The organism is Daejeonella sp. (assembly GCF_030684675.1).
GTDB lineage: Bacteria > Bacteroidota > Bacteroidia > Sphingobacteriales > Sphingobacteriaceae > Daejeonella.
In genome coordinates, this window is the sequence record NZ_JAUXXZ010000066.1 from 58,777 (window position 1) to 81,124 (window position 22,348).

Annotated in this window: 21 protein-coding genes; 18 read left to right on the forward strand and 3 right to left on the reverse strand. The window is 40.2% G+C overall.

Annotated elements, in window-relative coordinates; translation table 11 throughout:
- Window positions 1–10: 10 nt before the first annotated feature.
- Window positions 11–1,360 carry a TolC family protein gene (locus Q8M41_RS14510; RefSeq protein ID WP_305366005.1) on the reverse strand — a complete coding sequence of 450 codons (1,350 nt, stop codon included), beginning with the start codon at window positions 1,358–1,360 and terminating at the stop codon, window positions 11–13.
- A 100-nt stretch (window positions 1,361–1,460) separates the two neighbouring features.
- Between Q8M41_RS14510 and Q8M41_RS14515 the strand changes: the two genes are divergently transcribed.
- The 9 genes from Q8M41_RS14515 to rlmH all read left to right on the forward strand — a co-directional run bounded on the left by Q8M41_RS14515 (window position 1,461) and on the right by rlmH (window position 12,162).
- Window positions 1,461–2,078: a polysaccharide deacetylase family protein gene (locus Q8M41_RS14515; protein WP_305366006.1), complete on the forward strand. Its 618-nt coding sequence runs from the start codon at window positions 1,461–1,463 to the stop codon at window positions 2,076–2,078.
- 80 nt (window positions 2,079–2,158) lie between these two features.
- Complete coding sequence (locus Q8M41_RS14520; RefSeq protein WP_305366007.1) at window positions 2,159–3,328, forward strand: beta-ketoacyl synthase N-terminal-like domain-containing protein; 1,170 nt, start codon at window positions 2,159–2,161, stop codon at window positions 3,326–3,328.
- Window positions 3,329–3,371: 43 nt separating this feature from the next.
- Entirely contained in the window at window positions 3,372–3,725 is a 354-nt protein-coding gene (queD, locus tag Q8M41_RS14525) for a 6-carboxytetrahydropterin synthase QueD (protein WP_305366008.1), read from the forward strand.
- Between the two features lie 111 nt (window positions 3,726–3,836).
- Entirely contained in the window at window positions 3,837–4,223 is a 387-nt protein-coding gene (locus tag Q8M41_RS14530; protein ID WP_305366009.1) for a DUF302 domain-containing protein, read from the forward strand.
- Window positions 4,224–4,235: 12 nt separating this feature from the next.
- Window positions 4,236–4,697 (forward strand): OsmC family protein, encoded by a 462-nt coding sequence (locus Q8M41_RS14535; RefSeq protein WP_305366010.1) that lies wholly within the window; start codon window positions 4,236–4,238, stop codon window positions 4,695–4,697.
- A gap of 548 nt (window positions 4,698–5,245) precedes the next feature.
- Window positions 5,246–7,513, forward strand: coding sequence for an aconitate hydratase (locus Q8M41_RS14540; RefSeq protein WP_305366011.1), 2,268 nt, complete (start codon window positions 5,246–5,248; stop codon window positions 7,511–7,513).
- A 90-nt stretch (window positions 7,514–7,603) separates the two neighbouring features.
- Complete coding sequence (locus Q8M41_RS14545) at window positions 7,604–8,470, forward strand: SDR family oxidoreductase (RefSeq protein ID WP_305366012.1); 867 nt, start codon at window positions 7,604–7,606, stop codon at window positions 8,468–8,470.
- Window positions 8,471–8,999: 529 nt separating this feature from the next.
- Window positions 9,000–11,648, forward strand: coding sequence for a gliding motility-associated C-terminal domain-containing protein (locus Q8M41_RS14550; protein ID WP_305366013.1), 2,649 nt, complete (start codon window positions 9,000–9,002; stop codon window positions 11,646–11,648).
- Window positions 11,649–11,688: 40 nt separating this feature from the next.
- Window positions 11,689–12,162 carry a 23S rRNA (pseudouridine(1915)-N(3))-methyltransferase RlmH gene (gene rlmH, locus Q8M41_RS14555; protein WP_305366014.1) on the forward strand — a complete coding sequence of 158 codons (474 nt, stop codon included), beginning with the start codon at window positions 11,689–11,691 and terminating at the stop codon, window positions 12,160–12,162.
- Between the two features lie 241 nt (window positions 12,163–12,403).
- On the opposite strand, the gene Q8M41_RS14560 is transcribed toward rlmH, so the two are convergent.
- Window positions 12,404–12,931 (reverse strand): DUF5606 domain-containing protein, encoded by a 528-nt coding sequence (locus tag Q8M41_RS14560; protein ID WP_305366015.1) that lies wholly within the window; start codon window positions 12,929–12,931, stop codon window positions 12,404–12,406.
- Window positions 12,932–13,111: 180 nt separating this feature from the next.
- A complete protein-coding gene (locus Q8M41_RS14565) occupies window positions 13,112–13,549 on the reverse strand; it encodes a peptidylprolyl isomerase (protein ID WP_305366016.1) in 438 nt (145 codons plus the stop codon).
- 115 nt (window positions 13,550–13,664) lie between these two features.
- On the opposite strand from Q8M41_RS14565, the gene Q8M41_RS14570 reads away from it, so the two are divergent.
- From Q8M41_RS14570 to hisF, 9 genes are all read left to right on the forward strand, one after another.
- Window positions 13,665–14,927 carry an asparagine synthetase B gene (locus Q8M41_RS14570; protein WP_305366017.1) on the forward strand — a complete coding sequence of 421 codons (1,263 nt, stop codon included), beginning with the start codon at window positions 13,665–13,667 and terminating at the stop codon, window positions 14,925–14,927.
- 205 nt (window positions 14,928–15,132) lie between these two features.
- Window positions 15,133–15,387, forward strand: coding sequence for a four helix bundle protein (locus Q8M41_RS14575; RefSeq protein ID WP_305366018.1), 255 nt, complete (start codon window positions 15,133–15,135; stop codon window positions 15,385–15,387).
- A 350-nt stretch (window positions 15,388–15,737) separates the two neighbouring features.
- Window positions 15,738–16,589, forward strand: a complete 852-nt coding sequence (gene hisG, locus Q8M41_RS14580) for an ATP phosphoribosyltransferase (RefSeq protein ID WP_305366019.1) — start codon at window positions 15,738–15,740, stop codon at window positions 16,587–16,589.
- Between the two features lie 10 nt (window positions 16,590–16,599).
- Complete coding sequence (hisD, locus tag Q8M41_RS14585; protein ID WP_305366020.1) at window positions 16,600–17,898, forward strand: histidinol dehydrogenase; 1,299 nt, start codon at window positions 16,600–16,602, stop codon at window positions 17,896–17,898.
- Window positions 17,899–17,926: 28 nt separating this feature from the next.
- Window positions 17,927–18,988 (forward strand): histidinol-phosphate transaminase, encoded by a 1,062-nt coding sequence (gene hisC / locus Q8M41_RS14590; protein ID WP_305366021.1) that lies wholly within the window; start codon window positions 17,927–17,929, stop codon window positions 18,986–18,988.
- Window positions 18,985–20,079: a bifunctional histidinol-phosphatase/imidazoleglycerol-phosphate dehydratase HisB gene (hisB, locus tag Q8M41_RS14595; RefSeq protein WP_305366022.1), complete on the forward strand. Its 1,095-nt coding sequence runs from the start codon at window positions 18,985–18,987 to the stop codon at window positions 20,077–20,079. Before hisC ends, hisB begins: the two co-directional genes overlap by 4 nt.
- The gene (gene hisH, locus Q8M41_RS14600; RefSeq protein WP_305366023.1) at window positions 20,076–20,669 is read left to right on the forward strand and encodes an imidazole glycerol phosphate synthase subunit HisH; all 594 of its coding nucleotides are present in this window, start codon (window positions 20,076–20,078) and stop codon (window positions 20,667–20,669) included. Before hisB ends, hisH begins: the two co-directional genes overlap by 4 nt.
- Before the next feature lie 4 nt (window positions 20,670–20,673).
- Window positions 20,674–21,423, forward strand: coding sequence for a 1-(5-phosphoribosyl)-5-[(5-phosphoribosylamino)methylideneamino]imidazole-4-carboxamide isomerase (gene hisA, locus Q8M41_RS14605; RefSeq protein ID WP_305366024.1), 750 nt, complete (start codon window positions 20,674–20,676; stop codon window positions 21,421–21,423).
- A 115-nt stretch (window positions 21,424–21,538) separates the two neighbouring features.
- Window positions 21,539–22,339 carry an imidazole glycerol phosphate synthase subunit HisF gene (hisF, locus tag Q8M41_RS14610; RefSeq protein ID WP_305366025.1) on the forward strand — a complete coding sequence of 267 codons (801 nt, stop codon included), beginning with the start codon at window positions 21,539–21,541 and terminating at the stop codon, window positions 22,337–22,339.
- The last annotated feature ends 9 nt before the right edge of the window (window positions 22,340–22,348 follow it).

Genomic DNA, 22,348 nt, shown 5'->3' on the forward strand with positions numbered 1-22,348 from the left:
ATTTTTCTGATTAAAAGGTGATTGGATTGCCCAGATAATAATCAATTACTTTACTTCTGAAAATAAGATCATAACGTGCCTGAATCTGATCAAACTGTGCTCTATTTAAATTTGTCTGTGCCTGATTAAAATCAAGAGAGTTAACCAAACCAACTGCATAACGTTGCTGTATTACATTGAATGCTTCCTTTGATGACTCATAAGCAGTCAGTGCAGAATAATAACGTTTCTCGGCAGCTCTGAGATCGTAAACAGCCTGGTTAATAACTTTATTCAGGTTGTTTTTTGCAAGCTGCTCAGACAACATTGCATTTTGAAAATTAATATTTGCCCTACGCACATTAGACTTGGCTGCAAGTCCGTTGAAAATTGGAATACTCAAGCCAAAACCGATAAACTGGTTGAAGTTATCTTTTACCTGTGCAGCAAAAGAAGTATTGGCAAATGTTCCGTTAGAATACCTGGTACCAAAACCACTCTGAAGGTTGAGGGATGGGAAATAGCCTCCTCTTGCAATATCTATTTCTTTCTCAAGTACCTGTTTTCTGTATTCAGCAAGCTTTATATCCGGGAAATTCAATGAAGCGGTTTTGAAAACATCTACAGCAGAATAGGCCGCATTAACACTACTAACATTATCAATTTGAGGTTTTTCAACTTCAAATGATACTGATGGATCACGCTCCAATAACTGCGCGAGATTTAAGAATGATAGATCAACCTGATTCTTCGCGTTGGTGACATTTAGTTCTGCAGTAGCAACCTGCGATTTCGCCTGCGAAAGATCGGCTAGCGTCTTATTACCTACATCAAAGAATTTTTGTTCTATATCCAGTTGCTGATTCGCGATATCCAGTTGCTGCTGTGATGCTATTAAAAGGTCCTGAGCATTGAGTACAGATAAATAATTGGTTACGACAGCCAACACCAGATCATTCTTAACCTTTTGGGTATTGCTTTTATCAGCTTCAAGCTGGAGTTTGTTCTGGGATATTTCGTTCATCCTTCTAAATCCCTGAAACAAATTGGTGTTGGAAGTAACGTTTCCACTGGTTGATGAGATTGCCTGATTGATAAACTGATTGGTCAATGGGTCAATACTACGCCCAAAGTTAAAATTAAGACCTGTATTCGCATTCAGTGTCGGATAAAGGGCAAGCTTAGACTGGCTTAGGTTCTCCTCGGATATGGCTTCAGAAAATTGCGCCTGCTTGATCTGAAGGTTATTCTCAATGACCAGTTCAGTAGCCCTTTTCAAGGTGATACGCTCCTGCGCAAAAATCGGATTCATTATTGAGCCGGCCAGTAATAAGGCAAAAACACTATATCTGTAAAAGACCTTAGGGTTTGGATGTTTCATATATTATTCAACAAGATTGGTTAGGATGTAAATCCACTCTAAAAATACTATCATTTAATTCATAACATATTTATCTTCGTGGTAAATTATTAAAAGGCAATTGTATTTAGCTTATTCCCCCTTTTGGCTTAGATGGTTATACCCTACCCTAACCTGGCATAAAAGCCGCGAAGAAAAATATGCATATATCACTTTTGACGACGGACCTATAGCAGTTGTTACACCCTTTGTATTAAATACTCTTAAAAAATTTAATTGCAAAGCCACCTTCTTTTGTATTGGCGATAATATAGATAAGCATCCATCAATTTTATCTGATATAATCGCCGAAGGACATACGGTGGGAAATCACACTTATAATCACCTCAAGGGCTGGAAATCATCAGCCAGCGATTATTTGGACAATGTAAGAAAAGGTTCCTTACTTACAGGCACACGTCTGTTCAGACCACCTTATGGAAGGATAAAAAAATCACAGATAACTGAAATCAGAAAACATTTTCCTGAGACTGAAATCGTGATGTGGGATGTACTTAGTGGTGATTTTGATGAAAGCATCACGAAAGAACAATGCGTCGAAAATGTCTTAAAGCATTGCAAAAATGGTTCAATTATCGTTTTTCACGACAGTCTGAAAGCATTCGAACGTCTGGAATATGCACTGCCTGCCGTTCTTGAAAGTTTAACTCAACAAGGTTTCCTGTTTAAAACGCTTTAAAAAAACAAAACTCTCCCAATCTATTGCTGATTTATAATGTTGATATTCTCAAATCCTCATTTTCAACCTTACCTTCGATAATGAAAAACCTAAAAATAGCGATAAGTGGTTACGGAAGTATTTCGGCTTTGGGTATAAACAGTGAATCTGTCTGGAACAAATATTTGGATAATCAGCATTGTTTTCAGAGGGAGCAGATAATTAACAAAACGGAATGGGTAGCAAGACTTTCCCTTGAGTCGAAAGAACTAATTACCGGACTGATTAAGGATAAGAAATATCAGCAGCTTGATTCCAGTGTACTTTATGCCATTGCAGCATCAAGAACCGCTGTAAAGCAAGCGGGGTGGAATACCGGTGAGGGATTTGGTATTAATATGGGTTCATCCAGAGGAGCAACTGCAAGCTTTGAAAAATATCACAGTGAATTTATCGAGAGTGGTAGCCAAAAAGTAAATCCACTGACCTCTCCCGGCACCACATTGGGGAATATTGCCAGTTGGGTTGCCTGCGACCAGAATATAAGCGGGCCAGCCATTTCGCATTCTGCCACCTGCTCAACGGCTTTACAGTCGATTGCCAATGCCGCTGCATGGCTCCGGGCAGGCTTTTGCAAACGCTTTTTAGCCGGAGGCAGCGAGGCTCCCCTAACGCCCTTTACAATTGCCCAGATGAAAGCTCTCAAAATATATTCTACACTTGATCAGGATTATCCCTGCAGGAGTATGGATCTTAAAAAAGAGCAAAATACCCTGATTCTGGGAGAAGGTGCGGCCTGTTTTTGCCTGGAGCTTAATTCTGAGAACGCGATTGGATTTATTACAGGTATAGGTTTTGGAACAGAGATCATTAGTCATGGAGCCTCCTTATCTGCAGATGCGGACTGCCTGCAAAAATCAATGCAAATAGCTCTGGAGGGTCATGATCCTGGAACTGTTGACGCGGTGATCATGCATTCGCCGGGCACTATATTGGGCGACAGCTCTGAAATGATAGCCATTGAAACCATCTTTGGTAAAAACAAGCCCCTTTTAACCGGAAATAAATGGAAAATCGGACATACTTTCGGGGCTTCCGGTGCGCTAAGTCTGGAAATGGCTCTTTTAATGCTGAAACATAATCAATTTATTCAGGTGCCATATCTTCCTCAGCAAAAGCAGCCTAAATCCCTGCAAAAAATCCTCATCAATGCAGCAGGTTTTGGCGGAACTGCACTCAGTATTCTGGTTGAAAATAATCCGCAAAACTGATCAGGATCATTTTTATCTTTAATTTAGAATCTAATTTTGCCGCATGTTAATTTACAAGCAATTTACTTTCGATTCAGCACATTTTCTTCCCAATGTTCCAGAGGGACATAAATGTGCCAATATGCATGGTCATACCTATGCCCTCAGTGTTTTTGTGGAAGGGCATCCCGATGAAAAAACTGGATGGATCATTGATTATGGAGATCTTAAAAAGCATATCAAACCCGTTATTGATATTCTGGACCACCATTTATTGAACGAAATACCGGGACTCGAAAACCCGACCAGCGAAATCCTGACTATCTGGTTATGGAACAAATTAAAGCCCATGATTCCTGAATTAAAAAGGATCGAACTAAAAGAAACCCCTAGTTCAGGAGTGATTTACGAGGGTTAATCAGCTGTTCCAAAAATTCTGACATCAATTTTTCTATGTAACAATAGTAACACTCTCCGGCTAGAAAAAAGGTGAGATTTGAGTATCATTCAAATCCTAAAAGACAAAACCATGAGCTACTATTTCTCTAAAATCCTAAACACAGATTTTGATTCAGCCATCTCCAGAGTTACTGATGAACTTAAAAAAGAGGGCTTCGGTGTACTTACTGAAATTGATGTTAAAGAAACCTTTAAAAAGAAACTGGACGTGGATTTCCGCAAATACCGTATCCTGGGGGCCTGCAATCCAAACTTCGCATTTGAGGCAATTAAGTCTGAGGACAAGGTCGGTACTATGCTGCCCTGCAATGTAATTGTTCAGGAACACGAAGATGGCAGAATTGAAGTTTCTGCAGTTGATCCGATTGCATCAATGATGGCAATAAAAAATGATTCACTTGGAGAAGTCGCCTCTGCTGTAAGCGGTAAATTACGCAGAGTAATCGAAAATCTCTAGAAATCAGCGATCATGACACATGAAATTGAGACCCAGTGGATGGGTAAAATGCAGTTCAATGCCTTAGTGAACGGTCATACCGTAATTATGGATGCACCTGAAAAAGTTGGCGGTGAAGATAATGGCCCTGTTCCTAAGCCATTTGTACTGACAGCCCTTTCCGGTTGTACAGGTATGGATGTTGTATCACTGCTCAGAAAATTTGGACAGCCGGTTGATGATTTTGATATCAAAGCAATCGGTGAAATAAGCAAACAAGCACCAATTGAATATATTGCTATTCACCTGATCTATAATTTTAAAGGTTCTGAAGCTGCAAAAGATGCAGCAATAAAAGCCGTTACCGATTCTCAGGAAAAATACTGCGGGGTAAGCAGCATGCTCAAAAAGGCGCTTCCTGTTACATGGGAAGTAAACTATAATGACTTACAAATTTTCACAAATAAAAATGAGGAACTAAGCGAAAGCTTATAATTTCTCATTTTTTCTGGTCTAACCTGAGTTCGAGATAAAATCCCATGCTGGCGCACGCGTGTAGCGTGTGCTTGTTAATTTAATTCCTGGAATGCGCGATACGCGCGCACCAGCAGCGATTCAATACAAAATCTTGCAGGGCTATCCGTCCCAATGAAAAACAGCACCGGGTAAAATAAACCTTGCCGCAGGAGGTATCTTCCGGCTATTCGTAATTTGACATAGAACGCAATTTCTTGCCGGAAATACTCCGTAGGAAAGGGCGGAATCAGCCTATAACACACAGGTATTGGTTTCAAAAAACAAATTATTATTGCTCCAGAGCCTTATCTGATGTATTCTAACCGTACTATTTTACCCTTCCTATTATCGAAATCAGGTTATTCTAAACTTCTCCCCACCTTCATTTTCGGGAAATTGTGTATTATTTTTCAGATAATACATATTTTTTTGCGTTTTCAATGGCCTTTTCTATTCATTTTTAAGGTCGTTTTATGTAACTTCGCTCGCAATTAGAATTGGGAATAAATTAAAATCAAGCAAATAAGATGGCATTTGATTTAGACATGATCAAAAAGGTTTATGACAACTACGGTCCGCGTCTTGCGGCAGCGCGTAAAGTTGTTGGTAAGCCACTTACATTAACAGAGAAAATTTTATATGCCCACTTATGGGATGGTAACGCAAGCGAAGCACATGAGCGTGGAGTCACTTATGTTGACTTTGCCCCTGACCGTGTTGCGATGCAGGATGCAACAGCTCAAATGGCATTATTGCAGTTTATGCAAGCCGGCAGACCAACAGTAGCTGTACCTTCGACTGTACACTGCGATCACCTGATTCAGGCGAAAATTGGTGCTGACGAGGATCTGGCAACTGCCAATACTCAGAATAAAGAAGTTTATGATTTCCTCGCTTCTGTATCAAACAAATATGGAATTGGTTTCTGGAAACCGGGGGCAGGTATTATCCACCAGGTAGTTTTAGAAAACTATGCATTCCCTGGTGGTATGATGATCGGAACCGACTCTCATACACCAAATGCAGGTGGTTTAGGAATGATAGCCATTGGTGTTGGTGGTGCTGATGCCTGTGATGTAATGGCAGGTTTGGCATGGGAGTTAAAGTTCCCTAAGCTGATTGGTGTAAAACTAACAGGAAAACTTTCAGGATGGGCTTCGGCTAAAGACGTAATCCTTAAAGTTGCCGGTATCCTGACTGTAAAAGGCGGTACCGGATATATTGTTGAATATTTCGGAGAAGGAGCAAGATCACTTTCAGCAACCGGAAAAGGAACAATCTGTAACATGGGTGCTGAAATTGGTGCAACCACTTCAGTGTTTGGATACGATGATAAAATTGCTACATACTTAAAAGGTACTGAAAGAGAAGAAATTGCAAAACTTGCTGATCAGGTTAAAGAACACTTAACAGGTGATGATGAAGTTTACGCTAATCCTCAGAATTATTTTGATCAGGTGATTGAGATCGATCTTTCAACGCTCGAGCCTCATATAAACGGTCCTTTTACACCGGATATGGCATGGCCTATATCAAAATTTGCAGAAGCTGTACGTGAAAACGGTTGGCCGCAAACTTTAGAGGTTGGTTTGATTGGTTCATGTACCAATTCTTCTTACGAAGATATTTCGAGAGCAGCATCTCTTGCTCAGCAGGCTGTTGATAAGAAACTGGTTGCAAAAGCTGAATTCACAATTACTCCTGGTTCAGAGCTTGTACGTTACACCGTCGAGCGCGATGGCTATCTTAATACTTTTGAGAAAATGGGTGGTGTTGTTCTGGCAAATGCCTGCGGACCATGTATCGGACAATGGGCACGTCACAGTGAGGACCCTACCCGTAAAAACTCTATCATTACTTCATTCAACAGAAACTTTAAGTCGCGTAACGACGGGAACCCGAATACCCATGCATTCGTAGCATCTCCTGAGATTGTTACTGCAATGACCATTGCCGGCGATTTAGCTTTCAATCCATTGACCGACACGCTAACTAACTCAGAAGGCATACAGGTTAAACTTGATGAGCCACAGGGTTTGGAAATGCCGACCAAAGGATTTGCTGTTGAAGATGCAGGATATCAGGCACCGGCAGAAGACGGAAGCGCAGTAAGCGTACTCGTAGATCCAAATTCTGCACGTCTCCAATTGCTTGACCCATTCAAAGCATGGGAAGGTGCGGATATTACCGGATTAAAACTTCTAATTAAGGCAAAAGGAAAATGTACCACTGACCATATTTCTATGGCAGGTCCATGGTTGAAATTCCGGGGTCACCTTGATAATATCTCTAATAATATGCTCATCGGAGCTACGAATTTCTTTAACGAAAAAGCGGATAACGTAAAAAACCAACTTAATGGTGCATACGGATCAGTACCTGCTACTGCTCGTGCTTATAAGGCAGTTGGTGTTGGAAGTATTGTTGTCGGAGATGAAAATTATGGAGAGGGATCATCACGTGAACATGCTGCAATGGAGCCAAGACACTTAGGTGTACGTGCCATTCTGGTAAAATCATTTGCCCGTATTCACGAAACCAACCTGAAGAAACAGGGAATGCTTGCATTGACATTTGAAGATGTAAATGATTATGACCGTATACTTGAAGATGATACCATTGATATCTGTGGATTAAATGACTTCACTCCCGGTAAACCGCTGAGTATTGTTCTTCATCATGCAGATGGAAATACTGAATCATTCAGTGTAAACCATACTTATAATGAACAACAAATTGAGTGGTTTAAAGCTGGTGGTGCATTAAACATTATCAGAATGAATCAAAAGGGTTAATAAATTAACCTGTTAAATATTTAAAAGCCAAAAGTTCAATACTTTTGGCTTTTTGCTTTTAATCCAATTCTGTTTTATTAAAATTTCATCATGTCAAAAGTAATTCTCATTACCGGGGCTTCAACCGGCATCGGACTCGAAACTGCGGTTCAGCTTGCTGAACAGGGCCATCAGGTTTATGCAAGCATGCGCAACCTGAATAAAAGAGCTTTGCTGGATCAGGAAATTGATAGAAGAAAAGTTAAACTCCGGGTTTTACAATTGGACGTTCAGGATGAAAAAAGCATAGCAGTATGCATTGCTGAGATCATTTCGGCCGAACAAAGGATTGATGTGCTGATCAATAATGCAGGCGCCGGATTTATCAAACCGATGGAGCAGGCAAGCATGGAAGAAATTCAGCAGGTGATGGATGTCAACTTCTATGGACCTATCCGCTGCAGCAAAGCCGTAATGCCATATATGCGCAAGCAAAAAAGCGGCCATATCATCAATGTTTCTTCAGTCGGGGGAATTGTAGGTTCTCCGGTAAATGAGATTTATTGTGCCGCAAAGTTTGCACTTGAAGGTTTAACAGAAAGCCTTGCAAGCTACCTGGAGCCCTATTTCGGGATCAATGTATCACTAATTGAGCCCGGAGGCACGATTACAGAGTTCGGCAATAGCCTGACCGAATATTTCGAGTCGACCGGTGGTATTTTGAATGATGACTACAAACCTCTGATGGAAGACTATATGGCTTACCGCTCTACTTTTACGGAAGAGTTTAAGGAAAAGGCCTTTCAAAAACCTGCAGATATCGCTGAGGTAATCATCAGATGTATGAATGATCCGAATCCTAAAGTTCGCTACCTCACTTCTGAGGGCACTCTGGCCTTCACGAAATTAAAAACAAGCCTGGATCCGGATGGTGAGATTATGAAAGCTCAGGTGAGAAAGGGGATATTGAATAAGTAATTTTGAAAGGTTAATATCACTTTGTCCTTTCGATGTATTAATACTAGCGTAAGTTCGATATAAAATCTTGTTGGATACTGTTATTTTCTCTTGTTTTGGAAAGCAAGGTCTGTGCTTCTTCGGTCTTGCCAGTCCCGTGTTCTGCCGTAGTTTTTGCCAATAAATTCCTTTGTAATATAAAAATCTGCCAGGCAAAAATCTACAGCTGCCACGGGTTTATTTCCAATGGCAAATGGTCCTTTGGTCGGGGTGCCCTTTCCGATGAAATACAGTTCCGGGTAAAATAAACCTTGCCGGAGGAGGTAGCTTCCGGCTATTGATAATTTGAAATAGAACGCGATTTTTTGCCGGAACTACTCCGGAGGAAAGGGCTGAACCAACCTATACCACGCAGGAATTGCTTTCCAAAATTAAACTATTTTGGCTTCTGAGCCTTATCTGGCCAATTATAAAGTATTTTTTAACCTTCTTTATATTCGAACTCAGCCCTTTGTCTGAACCATGATTCCAGCTGATTGATCTGATTATTATGATTATCAAAATCACAACAATCCCACTAATCAAAAAAATCAAAGTTCAGACATTGGACGAACCGGGACGGTTTTTTCGTATTTTCGTAACAGCCTACACCAGAAAATTGAAATACATTTCACTTTTTTTCCTTCTTTTCATTTCAGTGTTTACTGCATTTGCACAACCTGCAAATGATGAGTGCGCTAATGCATTTGAAATTACTGATGCCCGTGAATATTGTTCAGGCAATGGACAATACAGCAATATAAATGCAAGCCCTTCTTTCATTGGTACTGGGAATGATGTATGGTTTAAGTTTACTGCAAGAAATTTTGAGGTTAAGGTGACTATTAGTGGTTCTCCTGGTACTGGTACTTTACAATCACCTGAAATTCGTTTGTACAATGGTTGCGATGGTACACAAAGGACTGTACAAACAGTAAAAGATGGCAATACGACTATTATAACCGGTGCAGGATTAGTTCCGGGCATTACCTATTTCATTGGAATCAGCGGGACAAACAACAGTACCGGTACTTTCAAACTTTGTATCGATAATTATCAATCTGAAATTAAACCAGGGCAGGATTTCTCAGGAGCATCGTTAATCTGCTCAATTGAGAGCATTATAAGAGAAGTTAACATATCTGGGGCGGGTTTAAATCCCAATGAAGCAGTAGGGACTTGCCTGGATGTTCAACCCGGTATTGCCTTTTCAGAAACAAATTCTGCATGGTATAAATGGACAGCTGCCAATGATGGAACTCTTGTCTTTACGATTACACCAAGCAAAAGGGACGATATTGACTGGGTATTATATGAATTAGGACCTGAAGGTAATACACAGAATCCTTTAGCCTCTAATGCAATCAGATGTGCCGCTGGGGAAGGCATCAACCAACGTTGCGCGAATGAAGCAACGTATGTACAAACAGGATTAGACTTTAACGCAACTGATTTAAGGGAGGCAAGCGGCTGTGGGACAGGACAAGATGGGGTTGTTCAGTTCATCACCATGAAAAAGGGTTATGTTTACGCCCTCCTTGTAAATAACGCTTCAGCTAATAATAATGGATTTGAAATTGCCTTCACCGACAAAGCCGGCAAAGCCGGAACCGGTTTATTTAAAGGCCCTTCCGCAAAAATCAAGAAAGTAGATAATAATCTGTGCACTTCCAGCCCTTCCTATACCTTTAGCAGTGATGCATCTGATTTCACCATTTTACAATGGTATTTTGGAGAAGGTGCAAGTATAGCCGGAAGCACTAAGCAAAATCCTGGAACCGTAACCTACAACACAAGCGGGTTGAAAACAGTTGTTTTACAGGTTAAGAATAACGATGGGTGCTCGATTGTTCAAACTGAAACTTTCATGCATGTCATTAAACCCGATGCACCAAAAATTAGTGGACTCCAAACAAGATACTGTGTTGGCGAAACGATAAGTCTGAAGGTTGATTTAGTGGAAGGAGCGACTTATTCCTGGACAGGTCCTGGAGGATTTACATCCACCACTGCAGAAATCAAAGTCCCGGTTGACGGTGCAGGAAAGGCGGGCACATACTCTGTCACTGTCACCCTGAATGGCTGTATAAGTGACCCTGCCTCAGTTAACATAGCTTCTATCGGTCAAACACCAACAGCCTCATTTGTTATAACCAATAATAATCCCTGCACTGTCGGGCAAAGCTTCACATTTACGAACAGTTCTAAGGACTTCCAGAAAATCAGATGGGATTTTGGAGCTGGTTCAAATATTCCTCCCGGCGGCAGTAATCCGGCAAATACGATTACTTATTCTAGCGGAGGAACTAAAACCATTCGTCTGGAAGCAGAAGGAAGTTCAGGCTGTATCAGCGTTTTCACGCAAGAGGTAATCGTAGCATTGAGTCCGGTGAAACCTGTAATCATTGTCAATAAACCTGATTTCTGCCTGACTGACGTAATCAGGCTCAGTACTGCAGCGCAAAGTGATGTTACTTATAACTGGACTGGCCCTAATAATTTCAGTTCCAATTTGCAATCACCTGAAATAGCTGTCACAAGTGTAGCAGTAGCAGGTACTTATACCCTGACATTGAGCAGGGGGAATTGCAGCACCGAAACGGTAAGCATTGTAGTACCACCGATTTATAAGAACCCCGTGGCGGCATTCCGTTCAGAGCCAAAGCCACCCGCAAAACTTTCATTCCCTATCCGGGTCGGCTTTTTCAATGAATCTAAAGATGCAGACGCATTTCTATGGGATTTCGGGGATGGGAATACTTCTACCGATAAGGACCCCGAACATACCTACCTCAGTGCGGGTGACTTTGATGTAACGCTGACTGTCTTTAAAAGCTCGGTTTGCAGTGCATCCACTTCACAAGGCCAGTTCATGATCAGTGCAAACAATATCCTGTTCATCCCTAATACATTTACTCCGAATAATGATGCTTTGAATGATGAGTTTGTGATCAGTATGACCAATATAAAAACCTACAGAATACAGATCTTTAATAGATTCGGGGTTTCTATGTTTGTGTCGGATAATCTTTTCAATCATTGGAAAGGAACTTTCAATAATGAACCCTTACCGGTTGGGACCTATTATTATCTGATTGATGCCGTCGATTTTAATGGAAATATGATCAAAAAAACAGGGCCGGTAACTATATTACGTTAACAATTACCGCCTGCACAGATAATAAAACAATTGCTATCAGATGAAAATCACTCTTTTAACCATCGGCAAAACAGAAGATAAATATCTGATTGAAGGGATTGACATCTATTTGAAACGCCTGAAACATTATATCTCATTCCGGATACTCGAAATTCCGGAATTAAAGAATACGAAAAGCCTGTCGCAGGAACAACAAAAAAGCCGGGAGGCAGAACTGATCTTTAAAAATATTCTGAGTACCGACCATGTTATTCTGCTCGATGAGAATGGCAAAGAGTTCAGTTCAAGAGGCTTTTCAGTATATTTAAATAAAAAAATGGTAAGCGGGCTGCAGCACCTTGTGTTTATCATTGGAGGCCCCTATGGATTTAGTAATGAGGTCTATGAACGAAGCAATGAAAAAATATCCCTTTCTAAAATGACTCTTTCACATCAGATGATCCGCCTATTTTTTGCTGAGCAGCTTTATCGGGCATGCACCATTTTGAAAGGAGAACCTTATCATCATGATTAAGCGCTGAATTATGACAGACTATAAAAGAAATTACAGATTCCGCTCAGGGAACCGATCAAAAGAAAGCAGGCTTTTTTGGATAATGACCCTGATCGCTATTGCTATTGGATATCTGATTATACGCTACTTGTGATTCAGAATTTATGGAAATAGGAAATGGATTAACTATCGTCCATTCCTACTTCAGACATCAGATTTCAGACCTCAGACCTCAGACATCAGATTTCAGACTTCAGATCTCCTACTTCGATTTCTGAGACAATCTCGTAGCGCTCTTTCCTGCAGCTTTGGTAGCCTTAGGTTTCTCTTTCACAGGCTCTGGCTTTTTAACGACTGGAGTATCTGCAGGAGCAACCGGAGAGCCATCTGCTATCGGCTCAGGAGCTTCTTCGTTGAACAAAGGTAAGTCCTTAATGATACTGAACCAGTTTATGATCTTCTTCATGTCAGAAGCATAAACACGTTCCTGATCGTGATCAGGAGCTACTTCTGTAAAGAAAGCACATAAAGAATTCCCATCTGCGGTTTTTGCATCAGGTAAATTTTTGCTGTCTTTCATTTTGAGGAAGATATCGCTCAGTTTCAAATCAGCCGTATTACCAAAAACGGTAATATCTTCTAAAGAGGCCATCTTTGCAGTACTGATATTCACTACGATCTTATTCTTCTGCTCATCCAATGTTTCCAGGATAAAGCCCGATTTATTCTGGCCAATCAGTTTAAACAATCCCGGTTTACCGGATACGGATACTAATCCTCTTAAATTCATTTTTTAGTAGTTAGTAGTTAGTATTTAGTATTTAGACAAAAAGTACTATGGATTTAAAGCATATACCGTCTATTACTATCACTAATCTAAATCATTTCAATTTGATCTCTATTGTTAAACGATCCTGTCCCTTAGATATATTCGTCCAGGTTCTAAGTACTCAATACTCAATACTCAATACTAGTCTTCAATAACCTCTATTCCTAATATTTTATCGCCCTGACGGATGTCGTCAACAACATCTACGTTCTCAATAACCTTACCAAAACAGGTATGATTACGGTCAAGATGGGAGGTATTGGTACGGCTATGGCAAATAAAAAACTGTGAACCACCTGTATTACGGCCAGCATGAGCCATAGAAAGTACGCCTCTATCGTGGAATTGGTTTTCCCCATCAAGTTCACAATCAATGCTATATCCCGGACCACCGGCACCCGTACCTGTCGGATCTCCGCCCTGAATCACAAAATCATTGATCACTCTGTGAAAAGTTACCCCATCATAATAACCTGATTTCGCCAATTTTAAGAAATTTGCAACTGTATTGGGTGCATCTTTATCGTAAAATTGAACAGTCATATCACCTTTCTCGGTTTTAATAATTGCTTTGCTCATATTTCTTTGACTATCATTGGAAGACAAAGGTAATTATTTCGGTCAATTGATGAAATTCTTAAAATATCTTCTTCCTTTTTATACCTTTAAATACTGTAGAACGTTATAAAACCTGATGTTAAAAGCCAGATTAACCCTTCTTTTCCTAATTTTAACTGCAGTTTGCAGAGCTGCTTCCATCCTTGTACCTATGGATGAGGATCAGAAAAATCATCTAAAAGCCTATGGTATCACCTACTGGGCTCTAAAAAATGGACTTGAAACCGACTGGCTGCTGAATTACAGAGGTGGTAGTTTTCTGATGAAATATACCCAATCCATGGAATCGGAATGTAAGATCAGGGGAGTGTCTTATGAAGTGCTGGCTGACGGAAAGGTAAATGCGATTTTAAATGAAGTGACCGACCCATCAGTAAACATGGAGATGGTCAAACTTGAGAAAGCCCCGAAAATTGCCGTTTATTCCCCCAAAAATAAGTTACCATGGGATGATGCAGTAACCATGGTACTTAGCTATGCTGAAATTCCCTATGATATTTTGTATGACGATGAGGTTTTAAAAGGTGAATTGCCGAAATACGACTGGCTGCACCTTCACCATGAAGATTTTACAGGACAATACAATCGTTTCTGGAGTGCTTTCAGAAATGCTTCATGGTATATTGATGATGTAAAATTACAGGAAGCCACTGCAAAGAGAAATGGCTTCAGTAAAGTGTCTGAAATGAAACTTGAGGTCGCCAGAAACATTCGAAACTTTTGCTCAGGTGGTGGCTTCATGTTTGCCATGTGCTCAGGGCCCGAAACCATTGATATTGCACTGGCAGCTAACGGAACAGACATTGTGGAGCGTGTTTTTGATGGTGACACTTCAGACCCAAAAGCACAATCGAAACTGGATTTTAATCAAACCTTTGCTTTCCAGAACTTCAAGCTGGATATGAATCCGGCGAACAATGAATTTTCAAATATTGATGCTACTCCTATCCGTTCGCAAATATTAAATCGCACGAACGACTTTTTTACTTTGTTTGATTTCTCTGCCAAATGGGATATCGTTCCGGCGATGCTTACCCAAAACCATGATAAAGTGGTGAAGGGATTCATGGGCCAGACAACCGCATTCAGAAAGAGCGTCATTAAGCCAAATGTACTTGTGATGGGTGAAACCAAAACAAGCGATGAAGCCCGTTACATCCATGGAGAGTTTGGAAAAGGGCAGTGGACCTTTTATGGCGGGCATGACCCGGAAGATTATCAGCATATGGTGGGAGACCCACCTACCGACCTGAATCTTCATCCTAACTCACCCGGCTACAGATTAATCCTGAATAATGTTTTATTCCCTGCTGCGAAGAGGAAGAAACAGAAAACTTGATTAATTGATAATTGACAGTTGACAATTTGAATGGTAGTAGGTATGAAAATCTGCTACCATTTTTTATTTACCGTTAAATAGATCTTCGCTACCAAAGGGTAGATTTTGATTGGAGGTTCAGTAGATAATATTGAAGTTAATCTTTTTAATTATCCATTGTCAACCCGATAGGATAGCTACCGGGTGTCAATTATCAATTAGAATAATGAGTATTGTCGCGACAAAATCTTATGCCTTTGCAATCCAAACAATCAGACTTTACAAAGTGCTGTCTGAGGAGCGGAAAGAATTTGTTCTATCAAAACAACTATTAAGAAGCGGCACATCAATATGTGCCCAAATCAAAGAGGCGAAACATGCCCAATCATCTGCTGACTTTCTCCATAAAATGAATATCGCCCTAAAGGAAGCTAATGAAACTGAATATTGGATAAGCCTTTTAAAGATACTGGATTTATAAATCAGGATGAATATAGCACGATCAATCATGATTGTTCAGAAGTACTCAGACTCCTGATCAGTATCGTCAAAACCACAAAAAGCAATTTGATTAAACCTAAAAATGCCTGATAATTTATTTAAATTTATCAGGCATTTTCAACTGTCAACTGTCAACTAACATAAATTTTTAATTCCCATATCCAATCCTTATATTTGCTCGCCTCCCAAGCTATTTGGGCCAAATATTATGAATATAGTTTTCACACATCACGTACATTTCCATCATCGCTTTGCGGCGATGTAATATAATATACGTTTCTACGTGAAACTGTTTCTTAATAATTTTTTGGTCTGATTAAAACTTACAATTTGAAAACTCTTAAAATAGCTATCCAGAAATCTGGTAGATTAAACGAAAAATCGGTCGAACTGCTCAAAAATTGCGGATTAAGCTTCGAAAATTATAAAAGTTCCCTGATATCCACTGTATCGAATTTCCCGCTTGAAATATTGTTCCTCCGGGATGATGATATTCCTGAATATGTTCAGGATGGCATTGCCGACCTCGGAATAGTAGGAGAAAACGTGATCAGTGAAACAGGGGTCGATGTCAGCTTCCTGCAAATGCTGGGATTCGGCAAGTGTACACTGAAACTGGCAGTACAAACTCATAGCAGCATCCAAAATGTTAGTGACCTGAATGGAAAATCGATTGCGACTTCCTATCCTGTAATACTGAAGAACTTCCTGGACAAGAATAATATCAGTGCTGATATCCGCACGATATCCGGTTCGGTTGAAATTGCCCCGGGTCTCGGTCTGAGTGATGCGATATTTGATATTGTATCAACAGGTGGTACACTTAAAAGCAACGGACTGAAGCCATTCGCAGAAGTGATGAAATCGGAAGCGGTATTGATCGGAAGAAATGGAATTGAAGCTGAACCTCTTGTTGTTGAACTGATTCAAAGAATTCAATCGGTACTCCGGGCGAAAGAAACCAAATATGTGGTTTTGAATGCAGAGTCTAAAAATCTGGATCGCATACTTGAGCTACTTCCGGGTGTTAAAAGTCCGACGGTAGTACCTCTGGCAGAAAGCGGATGGGTAGCTGTTCATACGGTAATTCCTGAGCGCGATTTCTGGGAGAAGATTAGCCTGTTGAAAAGTGCAGGTGCCCAGGGCATTGTTGTGATGCCTATCGAAAAGATCATCTTATAAAAGGACAGCCATGTTGAAAGTCTATAATTTAAAGGATCTGAACGCAAAAGCTGTTGAAGATCTTTGCAAACGCAATATAGATTCCAATAATCATATCCGGGCAGCAGTAACAGAAATCATTGATGAGGTAAAGCTTAATGGGGACAATGCCCTGAAAGTATTTGCCGAAAAGTTTGATGGCATTACACTCGATAAACTCTTTTTAGATAAGGAAGAGATCAGAACTATTGCTTCAGGTACTTCTGAAGAGGCAAAACAGGCTTTGAAACTGGCATACGATAATATTTGGAAGTTTCATGCAAGTCAGCTCAAAACAGAAGAAAAGACTGAAACATCAAAAGGTGTGGTCTGTTGGCGGGAACTAAGGGCAATTGAGAAAGTTGGGCTCTATATACCGGGAGGAACCGCGGTTCTGCCCAGTACCTTTCTGATGCTTGGCATACCTGCAAGAATTGCCGGATGTAAAGAAATTATTGTTTGTTCTCCGCCGCAGAAAGACGGAAAGGTAAATGCTTATCTGGCCTATTGTGCCGAACTGCTTGAAATTGACCGGATTTATCTTGCGGGAGGTGCACAGGCAATAGCTGCAATGGCTTATGGCACAGAGAGTATCCTGAAAGTTGATAAGATTTTTGGTCCCGGAAATCAGTACGTAACCAAGGCAAAAACGATCATACAATCTGAAAGTCAGACTGCCATAGATATGCCTGCAGGTCCTTCTGAAGTTTTGGTCATAGCTGATGATACGGCAAATGCAGAATATGTTGCCGCTGATCTTTTGGCTCAGGCAGAACACGGAATCGACAGTCAGGCTGTGCTTGTTTCAAGTTCTGCAAAGATCATTGAAGAAACTATACTTGAACTGAAAAAACAGCTTATAGTACTCCCAAGAGCTGAGATCGCTGCAAAAGCTATTGCCAATTCTTATGCTGTACTTTGTTCAGATCTCAAGGAAGCAATGCAATTCAGTAATACCTATGCACCTGAGCACCTGATTCTGGCAACAGACCAGTGGGAAAGTATCTCTGATGATATCATTAATGCAGGTTCAGTATTCCTTGGACATCTTACTCCTGAAAGTGCAGGAGATTATGCTTCTGGGACAAACCATACCCTGCCTACCAGTTCCTATGCAAAAGCATATTCAGGAGTTTCAGTAGATTCATTTGTAAAAAAGATCACTTTTCAGCACATCAATAAAGAAGGTATAAGAAACCTGGGGCCTGCCGTAGAGATACTGGCATCGCTGGAGGGATTACAAGCACATAAGAATGCTGTGACTGTACGTTTGAAAGACAGCCTGGAATAATAATCCCGGCATTAAAAAAAGAAATACGATGTTCAACATAGATAATATACTTCGTAAAAATATAAAGGAGCTGGTGCCTTATTCATCTGCAAGGGATGAATTTAAGGGTGAAGCATCGGTTTTTCTGGATGCCAATGAGAACAGTTATGGCTCACCATTAAACCACAATTACAATCGTTATCCTGACCCGCTGCAATGGAAGGTCAAAAATCGCCTTGCTGAAATAAAAGGAGTGCCTGCTAAGAATATTTTCTTAGGGAATGGAAGTGACGAAGCCATTGACATACTTTTCAGAGCATTTTGCAATCCAGGTGTGGATAATGTAATAACCCTTCCTCCTACTTATGGAATGTATGAGGTTTCTGCAAATATCAATAATGTCAGATTACGAAAAGTACCACTCAGGACTGATTATCAGCTGAATATGGAAGCTATTGCAGAAGCTATTGATGAGCATACCAGAATCATATTTATCTGCTCTCCTAATAACCCAACCGGAAACTCCATTGACAGAAAGGATATTGAAACCATTCTTGCCAACTTTAACGGTCTGGTGGTTATTGATGAAGCGTATATTAATTACAGCAGGCAAAAAACTTTTATTCAGGAACTGACTGAATATTCGAATCTGGTTATACTTCAGACCTTATCAAAAGCCTGGGGACTTGCCGGATTGAGAGTTGGAATGGCATTTGCGAGTGAAGAAATTATTGAAATTTTCAATAAAGTAAAGCCTCCGTATAATATTAATGAAGCATCACAGGAACTGGCTCTTGAAGCATTGCAAAATGTGGATCAGATAAACAGCTGGATCAAAGAAACTGTTGCAGAACGCGAGAAATTAATAGCTGAACTCGCCCAAATCTCATCTGTCCTGAAAATATACCCCTCAGATGCGAATTTCATTCTTGTGAAAACAAGCAATCCAAAAGGTATTTACAGCCGCCTCGTCAATTTGGGGATCATTGTACGCGACCGTTCAAAAGTTGAACTTTGTGAAGGCTGTCTAAGGATCACAATCGGCACGCCGCAAGAAAATATAGAATTATTAAACGCGTTAAAATCCTTTCAGGAATCTGATAAAATATGAAAAAGGTATTGTTTATAGACCGCGATGGAACCATGATCGCAGAACCACCTATCGATTTACAGGTTGATAGCCTGGAAAAACTGGAGTTCCTGCCCTATGCGATCTCATCTCTGAAAAAGCTACAGGATTATGGCTACGAATTAGTGATGGTCAGCAATCAGGACGGAAGAGGCACAAGCAGCTTCCCAGAGGAGGATTTCCAGAAACCACATCAGAAAATGCTGAGAATTCTGGCAAATGAAGGTATAGAGTTTACAGAAATTTTTATCGATGATTCCTTTCCGGACGATAATAGTCCGAATCGCAAGCCAAATACCGGACTATTAACTAATTACCTGATATCCAACCTAATTGACCTGCATAATTCCTATACTATAGGCGACAGGGAAACGGATGTTCAGCTTGCGCAAAATCTTGGATGTAAGGCTATCTTTTTTTCAGACAGGAATTTGGGAAATACAGCCCTGAACAGCAATAGCTGGCCTGAGATCTGCAAATTTCTAACTGGTAAAAAAGACAGGCTGGTTGAACTTGAACGCAATACGAAGGAAACGAAGATCCGGCTTAGTCTGAATCTGGATGGGAACGGCGAACATAAGATTGATACCGGATTGAAATTCTATGATCATATGCTCGATCAACTCGCAAAGCACTCAGGTGTTGACCTGGTTCTGAAGGTTGAGGGTGATCTGGAAATTGATGAACACCATACGATAGAAGACAGTGCGATTGCATTGGGTAAAGCCTTTAAACAGGCACTGGGAGATAAGCGCGGAATTGAGCGCTATGGATTCCTTTTGCCTATGGATGAAGCTCTTGTTCAATGCGCCATTGATTTTTCTGACCGGGCTTATTTTATTTATGAAGGCAAATTCGACCGGGAATATGTAGGTGATTTCCCAACAGAAATGTTTGAACATTGGATGAAATCATTCTCTGAACATGCCGGAATGAATTTAAACTTAAAAATTATTGACGGGAGCAATACCCACCATATGATAGAAGCCAGCTTTAAAGCCCTGGCTAAAAGCATTAAACAAGCGATTCAAATAACCGGAACAGAATTGCCAAGTACTAAAGGAGTATTATGATCGGTATAGTATATTATGGTGCCGGAAATATTTTTTCGTTAACAGCTGCACTTGATCGCCTTGGCTTAAGTTATGGGATGATCAAAACAGCTGAAGACTTTGAAAAATATGACCGCTATATTATTCCTGGTGTAGGTCATGCAGGTTCTGCCATGCAAAAGCTGAAAGATACCGGTCTGGTGCCTTCCATTATTGCTCTCAGGAAACCTGTGCTTGGAATATGTGTGGGAATGCAATTGTTAACCACTCATTCTGAGGAAGGTGATTCTGCACTTACAGGTATTATTCCATTGGAAACAAGGCTTTTCAGCAACAAACTGAACGTTAAGGTACCACATACAGGATGGAATAAAGTCTTTCAGTCATCTGTTAATCCTTTATTCAGTGATATCACACCGGGAACTCATTTTTATTTTGTTCATTCCTATTATATAGAATTTAATTCTATTTTTACGATTGCTTTAGCAGAATACGGAATAAAATTCTCTGCTGTTATACAGAAAGATAACTTTTATGGCGTTCAGTTTCATCCGGAAAAATCCGGTATTGCCGGCGAACAATTATTGAAAAATTTTGCACACTTAGCATAAACTCATGTATATAATTCCAGCTATTGATATTTTAAACGGAAAAGTTGTCCGTTTACGCGAAGGTGATTACGAGCAGGCAACATTTTATGATGTTACCCTCGAGGAGATGATTGAAAAATACAAATCTAATGGCACAGAGTTCATTCATATCATTGATCTTAATGGTGCCAAGGGTGATTTTAGCAATCAGAAATATCTGTTTGATATTATCAATAAGACAAGTATTAAGATCCAGTACGGTGGTGGTATCAGAAGCATAGATAAAGTGAAAGAACTAATTGATGCCGGAGTCCACCGGGTTATAGTTGGAACTCAGGCAATCACAAATGTAAATTTCCTTAAGGAATTAAGTGAGGAAGTTTGCGGTAAAGAGAAATGTCAGGATCAGGTTGTTGTAGCTATCGATGTACTTGATGAAGTAATCAAATATTCGGGATGGATGGAAAGTTCTCCGATTAAACTGATGGATTATGTTGATAAATGCTTAAATCTTGGGTTTTTCAGATTTCTCTGTACTGATATTGATAAAGATGGTAAACTGGGTGGTGCAGGAGTAAGTCTTTACAAAAAACTGCTTGAACACTCCCCTTTTATAAAACTAATTGCTTCAGGTGGAATAAGTTCAATGAAGGATATTGAAGATCTGCAGAAGATCAAAGTAGAATCATGCGTTGTTGGAAAAGCAATTTATGAAGGAAGAATTTCGATAGAAGAAATTAAGGACTGGAATCTGAAAGCGTTGATTAGTTTCTAAGATTCTGCATTTTTCTAAGAGCCAGGAAATTTGGTTTGTCCTTAGTCAGGCAATTAATTAAATCGTTTTACGATCAAAGACCCGTATGAATATGGGTATTATATTTATCTAAGTTTTGGAATCCTCAAGCCTACAAACTGAAGTTATTAAGTCAGGCAATGATCTGGCAAAACGAATCATTCCTTGTCTGGATGTAAAAGATGGCCGCACAGTTAAGGGCGTCAATTTTGTTGCATTACGTGATGCCGGTGATCCTGTTGAACTTGCCTATCAGTATTCACGACAGGGTGCAGATGAACTTGTATTTCTGGATATTACTGCTACTCATGAGAGACGAAAAACCATAGTTGAACTGGTTAAAGCTGTTGCCCGGCAGGTAAATATTCCATTTACCATTGGCGGTGGAATAAATGAGATCTCTGATGCCGACATTCTTCTTAACTCAGGAGCTGATAAAATATCCGTAAATTCTGCGGTTGTAAGAAACCCGGCCTTCATAGATGAACTCGCACTGGCCTTTGGTAAGCAGTTCGTTGTAGTAGCTATCGACACCAAGCATATAAATGGCAAAAACTATGTTCATTTAAATGGCGGACGTATAGCTACTGAAATTGAAACAGAGGACTGGATAAGAGAAGCAGAAAGCAGAGGCGCAGGAGAAATCCTTCTGACTTCTATGGACCATGATGGCACGAAAGCGGGTTTTGACAATGGCCTGTTAAAGAAAATAAATGATACACTGAGCATTCCTTTGATTGCCTCCGGCGGTGCCGGAAATATTCAGGACTTTGTGGATGTGTTTAAAATAAGTAATGCTGATGCAGCACTTGCGGCTTCGGTTTTTCATTACGGTGAAATACTGATCCCTGATCTTAAAAAAGTGCTGCAGCAAAATAATATCGAGGTTAGAATATAAGTCCGGAGA

What these genes read in the sequence shown, in the direction of transcription:
- hisH (WP_305366023.1), top strand. Translation starts at nt 20,076, where the DNA reads ATGATCGGTATAGTATATTATGGTGCCGGAAATATTTTTTCGTTAACA.
- hisC (WP_305366021.1), top strand. Translation starts at nt 17,927, where the DNA reads ATGTTCAACATAGATAATATACTTCGTAAAAATATAAAGGAGCTGGTG.
- Q8M41_RS14540 (WP_305366011.1), top strand. Translation starts at nt 5,246, where the DNA reads ATGGCATTTGATTTAGACATGATCAAAAAGGTTTATGACAACTACGGT.
- hisD (WP_305366020.1), top strand. Translation starts at nt 16,600, where the DNA reads ATGTTGAAAGTCTATAATTTAAAGGATCTGAACGCAAAAGCTGTTGAA.
- Q8M41_RS14510 (WP_305366005.1), bottom strand. Translation starts at nt 1,360, where the DNA reads ATGAAACATCCAAACCCTAAGGTCTTTTACAGATATAGTGTTTTTGCC.
- Q8M41_RS14565 (WP_305366016.1), bottom strand. Translation starts at nt 13,549, where the DNA reads ATGAGCAAAGCAATTATTAAAACCGAGAAAGGTGATATGACTGTTCAA.
- Q8M41_RS14570 (WP_305366017.1), top strand. Translation starts at nt 13,665, where the DNA reads ATGTTAAAAGCCAGATTAACCCTTCTTTTCCTAATTTTAACTGCAGTT.
- Q8M41_RS14530 (WP_305366009.1), top strand. Translation starts at nt 3,837, where the DNA reads ATGAGCTACTATTTCTCTAAAATCCTAAACACAGATTTTGATTCAGCC.
- Q8M41_RS14575 (WP_305366018.1), top strand. Translation starts at nt 15,133, where the DNA reads ATGAGTATTGTCGCGACAAAATCTTATGCCTTTGCAATCCAAACAATC.
- hisB (WP_305366022.1), top strand. Translation starts at nt 18,985, where the DNA reads ATGAAAAAGGTATTGTTTATAGACCGCGATGGAACCATGATCGCAGAA.
- Q8M41_RS14545 (WP_305366012.1), top strand. Translation starts at nt 7,604, where the DNA reads ATGTCAAAAGTAATTCTCATTACCGGGGCTTCAACCGGCATCGGACTC.
- rlmH (WP_305366014.1), top strand. Translation starts at nt 11,689, where the DNA reads ATGAAAATCACTCTTTTAACCATCGGCAAAACAGAAGATAAATATCTG.
- queD (WP_305366008.1), top strand. Translation starts at nt 3,372, where the DNA reads ATGTTAATTTACAAGCAATTTACTTTCGATTCAGCACATTTTCTTCCC.
- hisA (WP_305366024.1), top strand. Translation starts at nt 20,674, where the DNA reads ATGTATATAATTCCAGCTATTGATATTTTAAACGGAAAAGTTGTCCGT.
- Q8M41_RS14520 (WP_305366007.1), top strand. Translation starts at nt 2,159, where the DNA reads ATGAAAAACCTAAAAATAGCGATAAGTGGTTACGGAAGTATTTCGGCT.
- Q8M41_RS14560 (WP_305366015.1), bottom strand. Translation starts at nt 12,931, where the DNA reads ATGAATTTAAGAGGATTAGTATCCGTATCCGGTAAACCGGGATTGTTT.
- Q8M41_RS14550 (WP_305366013.1), top strand. Translation starts at nt 9,000, where the DNA reads ATGATTATCAAAATCACAACAATCCCACTAATCAAAAAAATCAAAGTT.
- Q8M41_RS14535 (WP_305366010.1), top strand. Translation starts at nt 4,236, where the DNA reads ATGACACATGAAATTGAGACCCAGTGGATGGGTAAAATGCAGTTCAAT.